Below are 11,896 nucleotides of genomic sequence, written 5' to 3'. Positions count from 1 at the left end.
CCGTGCACACCGCCGGAGACACCGCAGTCCACGAAGCCGATGCCCTTCTCGGCCAGCTCCGCGGCGTGCTTCTCGTCGTCCGTCCAGCGCGAGTTGCCGCCGTCGACCACCACGTCACCGGCGTCGAGCAGACCGGAGAGCTCGTCGATCACGGACTGGGTCGGCGGGCCGGCCGGGACCATCACCCACACCACGCGCGGCGCGGTCAGCGAGTCGGCCAGTTCGGCCAGGCTCGCCACGTCGGAGAGATCCGGGTCGCGGTCGTACCCGATGACCTCGTGACCCGCCCGGCGGATGCGCTCGCGCATGTTGCCGCCCATCTTGCCGAGACCGATGAGTCCGAGCTGCATGTCGTTCACTTCTTCCTGTGGTTCGGGGGTTCGCCTGCCGTCAGACGGCTCGCGACTCCGCGGGAGAGCCGGCGGAACCGGACGTCTCCCCGGCGTCGCGCAGGGCGATCTCGTACATGTCGTCGGCGTCCAGGCGCCGCAGTTCCTCGGCGATCAGCTCCGAGGTGGGCCGGATCTTCAGCGCCAGGCTGCGCGGCGGCTGGCCGGGCAGGGTGAGCGTGGCGAGCGGGCCGTCCCCACGGACCACGGACACCTCGCCGCCTTCGGTGTCCAGCCGCACCGCCGTGATCGCCGGACCCGCCGACGGCCCCACCTCGCCGGGAACCCCCAGCCGGGCGCGCAGCCAGCGCACCAGCAGTTCCGCGCTCGGATTGCCCGGCTCCGCCTCGACGGCCACCGCGCGCACCGGCGCGTGCTCCTGGTCCAGCGCGGCGGCGAGCGCCGAACGCCACAGCGTCAGCCGGGTCCACGCCAGGTCCGTGTCGCCCGGCGCGTACGCGGCGGCCCGCTTCTCCAGCTCCGCCAGCGGGTCCGGGCACGCGTCCATGTCGGTGATCCGGCGCTGGGCCAGCGCGCCCAGCGGGTTCTCCGACGGGTTGTCGGGAGCGTCCACCGGCCACCACACCACCACCGGCGCGTCCGGCAGCAGCAGGGGCAGCACCACCGACTGGGCGTGGTCGCGCACCTCGCCGTAGAGCCGCAGCACCACCGTCTCGCCCGGCCCGGCGTCGGCCGCCAGCCGTACCTCCGCGTCCAGCCGCGAGTGGGTACGGTCGCGCGGGCTGCGCGGATGACGGCGGATCACCACCACGGTGCGCGAGGGGTGTTCCTGCGAGGCCTGCTGCGCCGCCCTCATGGCGTCGTAGGCGTACTCCTCGTCGATCACGACCACCATGGTCAGCACCATGCCGACGGCAGGCGTGCCCGAGGCCCTGCGGGCCTGGAGCAGCGCCTTGTTGACGTTTCCGGCCGTGGTGTCGTTGAGGTCCAATTTCATGGCCTGCGCCAGCTCCGTCCGTCTCGTGCGAGCATCTCGTCGGCCTCCGGGGGACCCCAGCTGCCCGCCGGGTACTTGGCGGGCACACCGTGGGTGGCCCAGTACTCCTCGATCGGGTCCAGGATCCGCCAGGACTCCTCGACCTCCTCGGTGCGCGGGAACAGGTTGGCGTCGCCCAGCAGCACGTCCAGGATGAGCCGTTCGTAGGCCTCCGGGCTGGACTCGGTGAAGGACTCGCCGTAGGCGAAGTCCATCGAGACGTCCCGGATCTCCATGGAGGTGCCCGGCACCTTGGAACCGAACCGTACCGTCATGCCCTCGTCCGGCTGGACCCGGATCACGATCGCGTTGGAACCGAGCTCCTCGGTCGCCGTCGAGTCGAACGGCGAGTACGGGGCGCGCTGGAAGACCACCGCGATCTCGGTGACCCGGCGCCCCAGACGCTTGCCGGTGCGCAGGTAGAACGGGACGCCCGCCCACCGCCGGTTGTCGATCTCCAGCTTGATCGCGGCGTAGGTGTCGGTCATGGAGGACGGGTCGATGCCGTCCTCCTCCAGATAGCCCAGCACCCGCTCGCCGCCCTGCCAGCTCCCCGTGTACTGGCCGCGCACCGTGTGCTCGCCCAGGTCCTGCGGAAGCTGGACCGCCTTGAGGATCTTGAGCTTCTCGGTGAGCAGCGACTCGGCGTCGAAGGCGGCGGGCTCCTCCATCGCGGTCAGCGCCAGCAGCTGCAGCAGGTGGTTCTGGATCACGTCCCGGGCCGAGCCGATGCCGTCGTAGTAGCCGGCCCGGCCGCCGATGCCGATGTCCTCGGCCATCGTGATCTGCACGTGGTCCACGTACGACCGGCTCCAGACAGGTTCGAACATCTGGTTGGCGAAGCGGAGCGCCAGGATGTTCTGGACGGTCTCCTTGCCGAGGTAGTGGTCGATCCGGAACACCTGGTCGGGGGCGAAGACCTCGTGCACCAGCGCGTTCAGGGCGCGGGCGCTGGCCAGGCCGTGGCCGAACGGCTTCTCGATGACCGCGCGCCGCCAGGAACCCGCAGGAGCCTCGGCCAGTCCGTGCTTCTCCAGCTGCTGCACCACCCGGGGGAAGAACCGGGGCGGCACCGACAGGTAGAAGGCGTAGTTGCCGCTGGTGCCGCGCGAGGTGTCCAGCTGCTCCACGGCCTCGCGCAGCTGCTCGAAGGCGTGGTCGTCGTCGAAGTCGCCCGGCACGAAGTGCATGCCCTGGGCCAGCTGCTGCCAGACCTCCTCCCGGAAGGGGGTGCGCGCGTGCTGCTCCACGGCGTCGTGCACCACCTGGGCGAAGTCCTGGTCGGCCCACTCACGCCGGGCGAAGCCGACCAGCGAGAAGCCCGGTGGCAGCAGCCCCCGGTTGGCGAGGTCGTACACCGCGGGCATCAGCTTCTTGCGGGACAGGTCGCCCGTGACGCCGAAGATGACGAGTCCGGACGGGCCCGCGATCCGGGGGAGCCGGCGGTCGCGGGGATCGCGCAACGGGTTGACCCGGCCCAGGAGAGGGCCGCCGGCCCCGCGCGGCGCGGCGCCCACCGTTCCGGTCGCTTCGGTCAATGTGATCATCTACTTTCTCGTCGGACGGGTAGAGGCCGAGTACCGCGCCCTGGGGCGGCCATGCGGGCGCGGTGCCCGCCCGCACCATCCGGGCAGGTCAGGACGGGGTCGCCGGTCACCCCGGAAGGGGTTCCCGTCCTGACGCCGCCCCACACCGCGCCGGGCCACGCGTCCCTCCCACAGGCCCCCGCGTTAGGTTGGCGGGATGAGGCTCACGATCGTTGGTGGGGGCGGCTTCCGCGTGCCGCTCGTGTACGGAGCGCTGCTGGCCGACCGGGCACCCGGGCGCGTCACCCGCGTGGTGCTGCACGACGTCGACGCCGGGCGGCTGGCCGCCGTCGGCCGGGTGCTCGCCGAGCAGGCCCGGGAGGTGCCCGACGCGCCCGAGGTGGTCACCACCACGGACCTGGACGAGGCGCTGACCGGAGCGGACTTCGTCTTCTCGGCGATGCGGGTCGGCGGCCCGGAGGGCCGGGCCGCGGACGAGCGCGTCGCCCTGGCCGAGGGCGTCCTCGGCCAGGAGACCGTCGGGGCCGGCGGCATCGCCTTCGGCCTGCGCACCGTCCCCGTGGCGGTCGACCTGGCCCGCCGGGTGCGGCGCCTCGCCCCGGACGCCTGGGTCATCAACTTCACCAACCCGGCCGGCCTGGTCACCGAGGCGATGTCCCGCACCCTCGGCGACCGGGTGATCGGCATCTGCGACTCCCCGGTGGGCCTCGGACGCCGCCTCGCCCGGGTCCTCGGCGTCGACCCGGCCCGCGCCTTCGTCGACTACGCCGGCCTCAACCACCTCGGCTGGGTCCGCGCCGTGCGCGTGGACGGCCGCGACCAGCTGCCCCGGCTGCTCGCCGACCGCGCGCTGCTGGAATCGTTCGAGGAGGGCCGGCTGTTCGGCGCCGACTGGCTGCGCGCGCTGGGCGCGATCCCCAACGAGTACCTGCACTACTACTACTTCAACCGGGAGACCGTCGACGCCTACCGGCGGGCCGAACGCACCCGCGGGGTCTTCCTGCGCGACCAGCAGGACCGCTTCTACGCCGAGGCCGGCCGGCCCGGAGCGCCCGCCCTCCAGCTGTGGAACCGCACCCGCGCGGAGCGGGAGGCCACCTACATGGCGGAGAACCGGGACGCGGCGGGGGCCGGGGAGCGCGAGGAGGAGGACCTCTCCGGCGGCTACGAGAAGGTGGCCCTCGCCCTGATGCGGGCCATCGCCCGGGACGAGCGGGCCACCCTGGTCCTCAACGTCCGCAACCGCGGCGCCCTGCCCGGGCAGGACGACGACGCGGTGGTCGAGATCCCGTGCCTGGTGGACGCGAACGGAGCGCACCCGCCGGCCGCCGCCCCCCTGCCGCAGCACGCGGCAGCCCTGGTGTCCGCGGTCAAGGCGGTGGACCGGGAAGTGATCACCGCGGCCCTGACGGGCTCCCGGGCCGCCGCGGTTAAGGCCTTCGCGCTGCACCCGCTGATCGACTCCGTCGCCGTCGCCCGGCGGCTGATGGACGGTTACCAGGAAGCCCATCCGGGCCTCACTCGTTTCGAGTGAGGCCCGGCTCCGGCTCCCCCCGCATGGTGGGGCGGACGGCCGCGCTCCCCCCGGGCGCGGCCACCCGCCCCATCCCCCGCACCGTTAAGAGCGCCGGACACGCGGATTGATACACCCCCGCGGAAAAAAATTCCGCGGACGTCCGTACGGCCCCCGCCGGCGTCCCTCCGAGGCCCTCGACCGGGCCCGGCTCAGGCGGGCGCGACCGCCGTCGTGGACGAGGAGGAGGCCGCGACGGCCCCGGCGGCGGGTGGCGCCGCCTGCGCCGGGACGGTCACCGCGGCGGCCGGCGCGGGGTCCTCGTCGCGGACCGGCCCCGCCGCCCGCAGACGCTGAGGGGCCGCCACCACGGCGTAGTCGGCGCCCAGGAAGGGCGGCTCCAGGTTCCCCGGGTCCTCGCCCAGGGCCAGCCGGACGGCGGCCCAGGGCGCGTTGAGGCCGCACAGGGACAGCTGGTGCAGCCCGCCGGCCGGCCGCGTGTTGACGTCGAGGAGAACCGGTTCCTCACCGAACTCGCGGAACTGGATGTTCGACAGGTGGTGCAGGCCGAACCGCTCGGCGACCAGGCGCGCCGGGGCGAGCCACCGCTCGTCCAGGGTGAACCCGCGGCGCCGGCCGTTCTTGGTGCGGCCCACCGCCATCCGCACCCGGTCGTCCGTCCCGGTGAGGCAGTCCACCGACACCTCCGGCTCCTCCAGCCTCGGCATCACCAGCCAGTCGACCTCCTCGCCGCTCTCGCGCAGCGCGCCCAGCACCATGGCCAGCGGCACGCGTGGGCTCGGGAAGCCGTCGAGCTGGTCCGTCGAGAACGGCTCGCGGGTGACGACCCGGTAGCCCACGCCGCCCGCGCCGGCGGCCGGCTTGAAGCAGGCCTGGTGCCCGTCCGCCTCCAGCTTCTCGACGGCGGTGAGCAGTTCGTCCGCGGTGCGCACCCGGAACCACGGCGGGACCGGCACGCCCAGCTCTGCCACCCGCTCGTAGGCGGTCGCCTTGTCCTGGAACGCCGCCACCCCTCGCGCGGCCGGTGCCAGCAGGGCCGTGCCCACGGCCTCGAACTCCGCGCGGTGGGCGACGACCGCCTCCTGGTGCAGCCGCGGCACGAACACGTCGATGCCGCGCCGCACGCACTGGTCCAGCGCGAACTCGGCGTACGCGGCGGGGGAGAGACCCTCGGGCTCCATCGCCGCGGTGTCCGCGGCGGCGAGCACCGGCGAGTCGGGGTCGCCGTGGGTGGCGTGGATCTCCACCGCCCGGTCCTGCGGATTTCTCCGCAGCTGTTCCACGAAGAAGACGTTCTCCGCGTACGTGCGGTTGAGCCAGACGCGTACGCGAGAGATCATTCAGGCCGCCCTTCAGGTGTGCGGGCACGGCGAGGCAGCCGGGCCCTGCCGGGGAACACGCGGGTAGGGACACCGGGCCGCGAGGAGAGGGCCGGGGGCCCGGTGCGACGGTGTCGGGCCGATCATAGAGCTTCACGGGACGCGTACCGCTACGGGCGTGTTACGGCTTCTCCTCCCGCGTGTCGCCTTCTCCTCCCGCGTGTCGCCCCGTTCCGGGCGGCGTGGAGGAGTCCGCCCGATCCACGTTTCCTTCCGTGCGCGAGGGCTACTCGCGCCGCATGCAGACAACCGAACGTGACGAGATGTGCACGGAGAGTCGCGGGCCCGGGCGGGTCGCCTTGCTGCTGGACGGCCTGGAGCGGTGGGGCGGGGCCGACCGGCTGGCGGACGCGGTGCAGAAGGTGGTGCGGGCGGCGCCCCTGGGACGCCGCGGCCGGGACCTCCTGCACGGGCTGCCGATCGGCCACCCGCTGCATCCCGTGCTGGTCCAGCTGCCCGTCGGCGCGTGGATGTCCACGGCGGTCCTGGACCTGCTGCCCGGACAGGAGAGGGCGGCGCGACGGCTCGTCGGGGTGGGCCTCGCCGTGGCCGGGCCCGCGGCGGTCGCCGGCTGGGTGGACTGGGCCGACCTGCAACGCCAGCAGCGGCGGGTGGGGCTCCTGCACGCGGCGCTCAACAACGCCGCCGTCTGGCTGTACGCGGGCTCCTACGCGGCGCGGCGGAGCGGGCGTCAGGGGCTCGGCCGGGGACTGGCGGTGGCGGGGCTCGCGGCCGTGTCGGCCGGCGGCGCCCTCGGCGGCCACCTCGCCTACCGTCAGGCCGCGGGAGCCAACCACGCCGAACAGGTGCCCCACCTGGTGCGGCCGGGCTGGCACGGCCTCGGCCCCGTGGCCGACCTTCCGGTCGGACAGGCGGTCCGGCGGCAGGTGGACGACGTCCCGGTGATGGTCGTCCGGGTCGACGAGGAGACCGTCCGGGTGCTCGCCGACCAGTGCAGCCACCTGGCGGGTCCGCTCTCGCAGGGGGAGATCTCCGACGGCTGCGTGCGGTGCCCCTGGCACGGGAGCGTGTTCCGGCTCGAGGACGGCTGGAACGTGCGGGGACCCGCCACGGCGCCGCAGCCCGCGTTCGACACACGGGTGGTCGACGGGCGCCTCGAGGTCAGGCTGCGGGGCATCGCCCCCGCGAGCCAGGAGGAGGCACCGGCCGGGGCGGGCTGAGCTGCGGGCCCGCGCGGGCCCGGCGGCGCTACCTCGGCGACGCGGCGTGGCGGCCCACCCGCCGCAGGAAGATCTCCTCGGTGCCCGTCAGGCCCGCCTCGCGCAGCGCGCGGTCGGCCTCGGCGAGCACCGCCGGGGGCACCGCGACGGGGCCGCCTCCCGCCTCGGCGAACGCGGCCCGTACCGCGTTCAGCAGCCGCAGGTACGCCTGCGCGGCGCGCCGCTCACGGTCGGTGGGCACGGTGGTGGTGGTCATCCTCGGCAACTCCTCGGGCGGTCGCGCAACTCTCACCCCCAGCGTGCCGCGTGCCACTGACAGGACGTCATACGCGCAGGGCGCGCAACGCCCGGGAGAGCCGGACCAGGTCCTCGGGTCCCTCGGCGGGCGGCCCCGCCGCCGCGTCGGCCGCCGCAGCGTCCGCGGCCCTGCCGTGGGCCCGCACCGCCTCCACGACCATCACCGCGTCCGCCTGCGCGTACGCCCGCTCCGTCGCCGCGCCCGCCGCCACCGCGGCGGCCAGGGCCCGCTCGCGCACCGACGGGTCGAAGTGCGGGCACAGGACCAGCAGCGCGTCGTGGATCTCCGCCTGCCGCTGCACCGCCCGCAGCGACGGCGGCGACCACCAGCCGACCCGCACCGCCGCCCGCCCCTCGTCGCCTGCCGCCGACACCGGCCGCAGCGCCCGCCACAGCGGCGCCAGCGCGCGGTACGAGCGCCACGCCGACCAGGCGTCGCCGAGCAGCCGGGCCGGCACCGACCACAGCAGCGGCAGGGAGAACCCGGCCGCGCTCAGCACCCCGCCGCCGGCCGCCAGGGCCGGCGCCACCGAGGTGCTCAGCGCGTCGAGGTCGCCGCCCGCCCAGCGGGCCCCCACCGCGACGAGCTTGGCGACCGCGTACAGCGCGCAGAAGCCGAAGCCCAGCGCGATCAGCAGCAGCGAGGTGCGCAGCGGCCGGCTGCCCACCCGGCCCAGCCAGCGCAGGCACAGGACGTTCATCGCCACACCGGAGGCGAACAGCGAGAGCAGGTACAGCAGCACCATCTCGCGCAGGTACGGCGTGGTCGCGTAGTAGGTGTCGAAGTCCCGCAGGCGCTCCACCGGCGCGTCGCCCAGCGCGAACAGCGCGCACATCACCACGATCACCGCGCCGAAGCCCGCCGTGCACCGCACCGTCAGACGGCGGGTGGTGCCGGGCGGGCCGCCGCGCCAGCTGACGATCAGCACCAGACTGGCCGCGCAGACCGCCGTCAACAGCGCGTAGACCAAGGGCGCCGAGGCGTTCGGGACGCCGGTGAGGCGGTTCACCGCCGCGATGCTGGGCGGCGCGGCGAAGGTGAAGGCCAGTGCCGTGAGCAGCAGCAGCGCGCACACCGACCGCAGCAGCGGATCCCGCCAGGACGCGGTGCTGCGGCCCTTGAGCACCAGCGGCACCGCCATCGCCATGGCGGGGACGTAGTAGCTGACGTCGTTCACGGACCGTCAGCCCCGTGCCGGGAGGCCGGACGGTCGCCGCCGAGCGACGCCTCGATCCGGCGCACCAGGCCGTCCGGCCACGACGGGTCGCGCCCCGGCGGGGCGGCCGCGGAGGGCGCCGCGGGAACGGTCGGAGTCCAGGCTCGGAAGCGGCTCGCCAGCAGCAGCCCGAAGCGCTCGGCCTCCGCCTCCTCCCACCGGTCGAAACGGGTCCGGGCCGCCACCGGCACCCCGTCCACCGGACCGCCCCGGTGGCCGGCCGCCATGTGCCACAGCTCGTGTCCGAGGATCACCAGCTGGTGGTTGGGCGCGGTGCGCTCCTCGACCACGACGACGTCCTGGTCGTCGAAGGCCAGCCACAGGCCGCTGGCCGTGCCCGGCGGGAAGACCGCGGTGCGGAAGCGCACCGGACGGCCCCGCAGACCGCTCATCACCGAGCACAGCGCCCGGTGCGTCTCCTCCGCCCCGGCCTCGGCCGGCAGGGACAGCCCCGCCAGCAACGCCTCGCACAACCGGGCCATCTCCCGGCGCACGCGCAGCGCCCGGAGCCGTCCCGCGGCAGTCCGCGCCAGCGCCTGACCGACGCAGCCGGTTCCTCCCCTGACGAAGCCCAAGGTCACGACTCCGGCCGTCGGACGCTCTCCAACAGCATGTCCAGCCATTCGGCGACCTTGTCCCGGTGCTGGTCGGTCGGGAGCTGCGCCGCCCGCCAGGCGATGCCGCGCACCCCGTGGTCGCGCAGCAGACGCTCCAGCGCGTCCTCGGCGACGTCCGTCCCGGCGTGCGACCGGGCGGGGACGGAGCCGGCCGCCGGGTCCGGGGAGGGCGGCCGCGCCTCGCGGTCGGCCAGCCGGCGCAGCAGTTCGCGCTCGGTGCGCTGCAGCGCACCGGTCAACGCCTCCGGGTCCTCCGCGGTCAGGAACCCGGCGTGCACGCCGAAGAAGCGTTGCAGGGCGTCGCAGTGCTCCATGGTGGGCCGCCGGTCGCCGTTGAGCAGGGCGCCGGCCTGCTGGCGCGACATACCGGCCCCGTCGGCGATCTCCCGCTGGGTGTAGCGGCGGCCGTCCGGCCTCAGCCGGGTGCGGCGCAGCAGGTCGAGCCGCTGAAGGAACCGCGTCTGCACGTCGCGCTCGCCGCCGGGCCGGCCGTTCAGCAGGGCCTTGACGGCGCCCTCGGGAACACCGGAGGCCGCCGACAGCCGCGAGACGTCGAAGACCTCCTCGCGCGGCACGCCCAGCCGGTCGGCCAGCGAGGAGACCCGGGCGGCCACGGCCCGCAGCGGGGCGGCCTGCCCGGCGCCCCGGTTCTCCATGTCACCAGCCACCGCAGTCACTCCCGCGTCCTGTCCGTCCGGACCCGGTGAGACTAGCGGGGGACCGTGCGACCCTCCAGGTTCCGCCACAACTGTGGCCGGATCCCGTCGCCAACACCCCTGAAATGCCACAATGGTTGACACGCGTGCCTTGAGGCGGCGAGGATCGGGGCCGCCGATGGGGCCGGAGCCGAGAGGGGGAACCTCCCGATGACAGCTCGGGCAGGAGGCCGGCGCCCGCAACCGCGGCCGGGGCCCGACGAGGACTACCTGAGGGACTACGCCGCACTCCTGGAGGGCGTGTCGTTCCCCTCGGTGCTGCTCGACCGGCGCTGGGACGTGGTGCTCGCCAACGAGGCGTTCACCGAACTCTTCCGCGCCGTGGGGCCGCATCCCACCGCGATGCCGCACGACAACTTCCTGCGGTTCGTCCTCTTCCACCCCGACGCGTCCCTGGTGCTCGCCGACCGGGAGGTCCGGTGGTGCCTGCCGGCGCTGGCCCGGTTCGCCTTCCTCGTCGAGCGCTTCGCGGACGACCCGGTGCTCCAGGCCGTCCGCCGGGAGATCGCCGAGGACCCGCTGATGGAGGCCGCCTACCGGCAGGGGCTGCCGCACTGGGTGCACGCGGTGGGTGAGCGCGCCGCGCGCGAACACGACGGCTCGCTGCGCCCGTTGCTGGGTCCCGGGGCAGGACGGACGGTGCGCGAGTGCCGCCTGGTGGTCGAGACGCCCGCCGCCCTGTCGGAGCTGGGGTACGAGCGGATGACGCTGGTGCTGCCCGAGCCCGGCCCCGATCCCGGCCCCCATCCTGAGGCCGAACCGGACCCGGCGCGCGAGACCGCCGCCGTCGCGGCCCGTCGCCCGCCGCGGGGGCGCGGACACCTCTCCCTGGTCCACAGCGCCGCCTCCGACGACTGACCCGGCCCGCCGGACCCCGTGCCCTCAGTCGCCCTGCGGGTTCCTCGACGATGCCGAGCCGAGGCACCGCCTCGCCGAGGGCGAGGAAGGCCGCTAGCCCGGCCGCGCCGAGAACGAGATCGACGTGCTTCACGGCAGCAGCGCGTCCAGGTCCGGGGTCTTCGTGTACAGCTCGTCCTTCTCACCGAGGTCGCGCAGGGTCTCGATGGAGGCCCGGTCGGCGTCGGCCGGCCACTTCGGCAGGGTCAGCTCGGGCAGCAGCTTCGGCGGGATCTTCGTGTACGTGGTCAGGACGTCGCGCACCTCGTCCGGGTGGCCGTCGGCGTAGGCCAGCGCCTCCTTGGTGGCCGCCGTGAACTTCTCCACCACCTTCGGGTTCTGCTGCGCGTACTGCGCGGAGGTGAAGTACATGGCGACGGTCAGCTTGTCCGACACGTCCACGTAGGAGGAGGAGACCTCCTTGGCGCCCTGGCTCTTCGCCGTGCTCAGCGCGGGCTCCACGGCCATCGCGCCGTCGATCTCCCCGGAGTCCAGGGCGGCCGGCATCCGGTCGAAGGCGATCTCGACGAACCTCACCGTGGAGGGGTCGCCGCCCGCCTCACGCACCGACTCGCGCACGGTGGTGTCGTTGATGTTCTTCAGGGTGTTGACCGCGACCTTCCTGCCCTCGAGCCCCTTGGCGGACGTGATGCCGCTGTCCTCCTTCACCACCAGGGCGCCGAAGTCCTTGCCCTTCACGCCGGTGGTGGCGACGCCGTTGACCACGGCCTTCACCGGGACGCCGTTGGACTGGGCGATCATCAGCGAGGCCATGTTGGAGAAGCCGAACTGGAACTGGTCGCTGACCACGCCGGGCACGATGGCCGCGCCGCCCTGCGCCGGCGTCAACTCGAGCTTGAGCCCGTGCTTCTTGAAGATGCCCTTCTCCTGCCCCAGGTAGAGGGGCGCGACGTCCACGATCGGGATGATGCCGACCTTGACGGTGGTGACGCCGCCGGCCGAGGAGCCCTTGTCCGACGAGGAGCCCTTGTCCGTCGAGGAGTCGCCGGACGAGCCGCAGGCCGTCGCGGTGAGCAGGAGGGCGCCGGTGGCTACACCGGCGAGCAGGCGACGCATGGCTACTCCAAGGACGGGGGAGAGGGGAGGAGGCGGGTGCGATTCAGG

The 11,896-nt window shown here is 74.2% G+C and carries 12 protein-coding genes; 3 read left to right on the top strand and 9 right to left on the bottom strand.

What is annotated here, in order from left to right:
- From ABT026_RS29635 to zwf, 3 genes are all read right to left on the bottom strand, one after another.
- On the bottom strand, positions 1-350 hold a 350-nt coding region (locus ABT026_RS29635; RefSeq protein WP_351118268.1), incomplete at its 3' end, for an NAD(P)-binding domain-containing protein.
- A 40-nt stretch (positions 351-390) separates the two neighbouring features.
- The gene (gene opcA, locus ABT026_RS29630; protein WP_351118267.1) at positions 391-1,347 is read right to left on the bottom strand and encodes a glucose-6-phosphate dehydrogenase assembly protein OpcA; all 957 of its coding nucleotides are present in this window, start codon (positions 1,345-1,347) and stop codon (positions 391-393) included.
- On the bottom strand, positions 1,344-2,933 hold the full coding sequence (zwf, locus tag ABT026_RS29625) for a glucose-6-phosphate dehydrogenase (RefSeq protein ID WP_351118266.1): 1,590 nt from the start codon (positions 2,931-2,933) through the stop codon (positions 1,344-1,346). Before zwf ends, opcA begins: the two co-directional genes overlap by 4 nt.
- A gap of 196 nt (positions 2,934-3,129) precedes the next feature.
- Between zwf and ABT026_RS29620 the strand changes: the two genes are divergently transcribed.
- On the top strand, positions 3,130-4,467 hold the full coding sequence (locus ABT026_RS29620) for a 6-phospho-beta-glucosidase (protein WP_351118265.1): 1,338 nt from the start codon (positions 3,130-3,132) through the stop codon (positions 4,465-4,467).
- A gap of 191 nt (positions 4,468-4,658) precedes the next feature.
- Here ABT026_RS29620 and ABT026_RS29615 read toward each other — a convergent pair whose 3' ends face one another.
- Positions 4,659-5,807, bottom strand: a complete 1,149-nt coding sequence (locus ABT026_RS29615) for an ATP-grasp domain-containing protein (RefSeq protein ID WP_351118264.1) — start codon at positions 5,805-5,807, stop codon at positions 4,659-4,661.
- 278 nt (positions 5,808-6,085) lie between these two features.
- Between ABT026_RS29615 and ABT026_RS29610 the strand changes: the two genes are divergently transcribed.
- Positions 6,086-7,027 (top strand): Rieske (2Fe-2S) protein, encoded by a 942-nt coding sequence (locus ABT026_RS29610; RefSeq protein WP_351118263.1) that lies wholly within the window; start codon positions 6,086-6,088, stop codon positions 7,025-7,027.
- 28 nt (positions 7,028-7,055) lie between these two features.
- On the opposite strand, the gene ABT026_RS29605 is transcribed toward ABT026_RS29610, so the two are convergent.
- The 4 genes from ABT026_RS29605 to ABT026_RS29590 all read right to left on the bottom strand — a co-directional run bounded on the left by ABT026_RS29605 (position 7,056) and on the right by ABT026_RS29590 (position 9,814).
- Positions 7,056-7,283 (bottom strand): hypothetical protein, encoded by a 228-nt coding sequence (locus tag ABT026_RS29605; RefSeq protein WP_351118262.1) that lies wholly within the window; start codon positions 7,281-7,283, stop codon positions 7,056-7,058.
- Between the two features lie 67 nt (positions 7,284-7,350).
- Positions 7,351-8,502 carry an MAB_1171c family putative transporter gene (locus tag ABT026_RS29600; RefSeq protein ID WP_351118261.1) on the bottom strand — a complete coding sequence of 384 codons (1,152 nt, stop codon included), beginning with the start codon at positions 8,500-8,502 and terminating at the stop codon, positions 7,351-7,353.
- Positions 8,499-9,023: a toxin-antitoxin system, toxin component gene (locus ABT026_RS29595; protein ID WP_351118270.1), complete on the bottom strand. Its 525-nt coding sequence runs from the start codon at positions 9,021-9,023 to the stop codon at positions 8,499-8,501. Before ABT026_RS29595 ends, ABT026_RS29600 begins: the two co-directional genes overlap by 4 nt.
- A gap of 95 nt (positions 9,024-9,118) precedes the next feature.
- Positions 9,119-9,814: a helix-turn-helix domain-containing protein gene (locus ABT026_RS29590; protein ID WP_351118269.1), complete on the bottom strand. Its 696-nt coding sequence runs from the start codon at positions 9,812-9,814 to the stop codon at positions 9,119-9,121.
- A gap of 210 nt (positions 9,815-10,024) precedes the next feature.
- Here ABT026_RS29590 and ABT026_RS29585 point away from each other — a divergent pair, with 210 nt between their 5' ends.
- On the top strand, positions 10,025-10,732 hold the full coding sequence (locus ABT026_RS29585; RefSeq protein WP_351118260.1) for an MmyB family transcriptional regulator: 708 nt from the start codon (positions 10,025-10,027) through the stop codon (positions 10,730-10,732).
- Positions 10,733-10,861: 129 nt separating this feature from the next.
- Here ABT026_RS29585 and ABT026_RS29580 read toward each other — a convergent pair whose 3' ends face one another.
- Positions 10,862-11,848 (bottom strand): ABC transporter substrate-binding protein, encoded by a 987-nt coding sequence (locus ABT026_RS29580; RefSeq protein WP_351118259.1) that lies wholly within the window; start codon positions 11,846-11,848, stop codon positions 10,862-10,864.
- Positions 11,849-11,896 lie beyond the last annotated feature (48 nt).

The organism is Streptomyces sp. NPDC002734 (assembly GCF_040295685.1).
In the GTDB taxonomy this organism is placed as follows: domain Bacteria; phylum Actinomycetota; class Actinomycetes; order Streptomycetales; family Streptomycetaceae; genus Streptomyces.
Note: the sequence above shows the minus strand (reverse complement) of the source record. Positions and strands in the feature narration are given on the sequence as shown.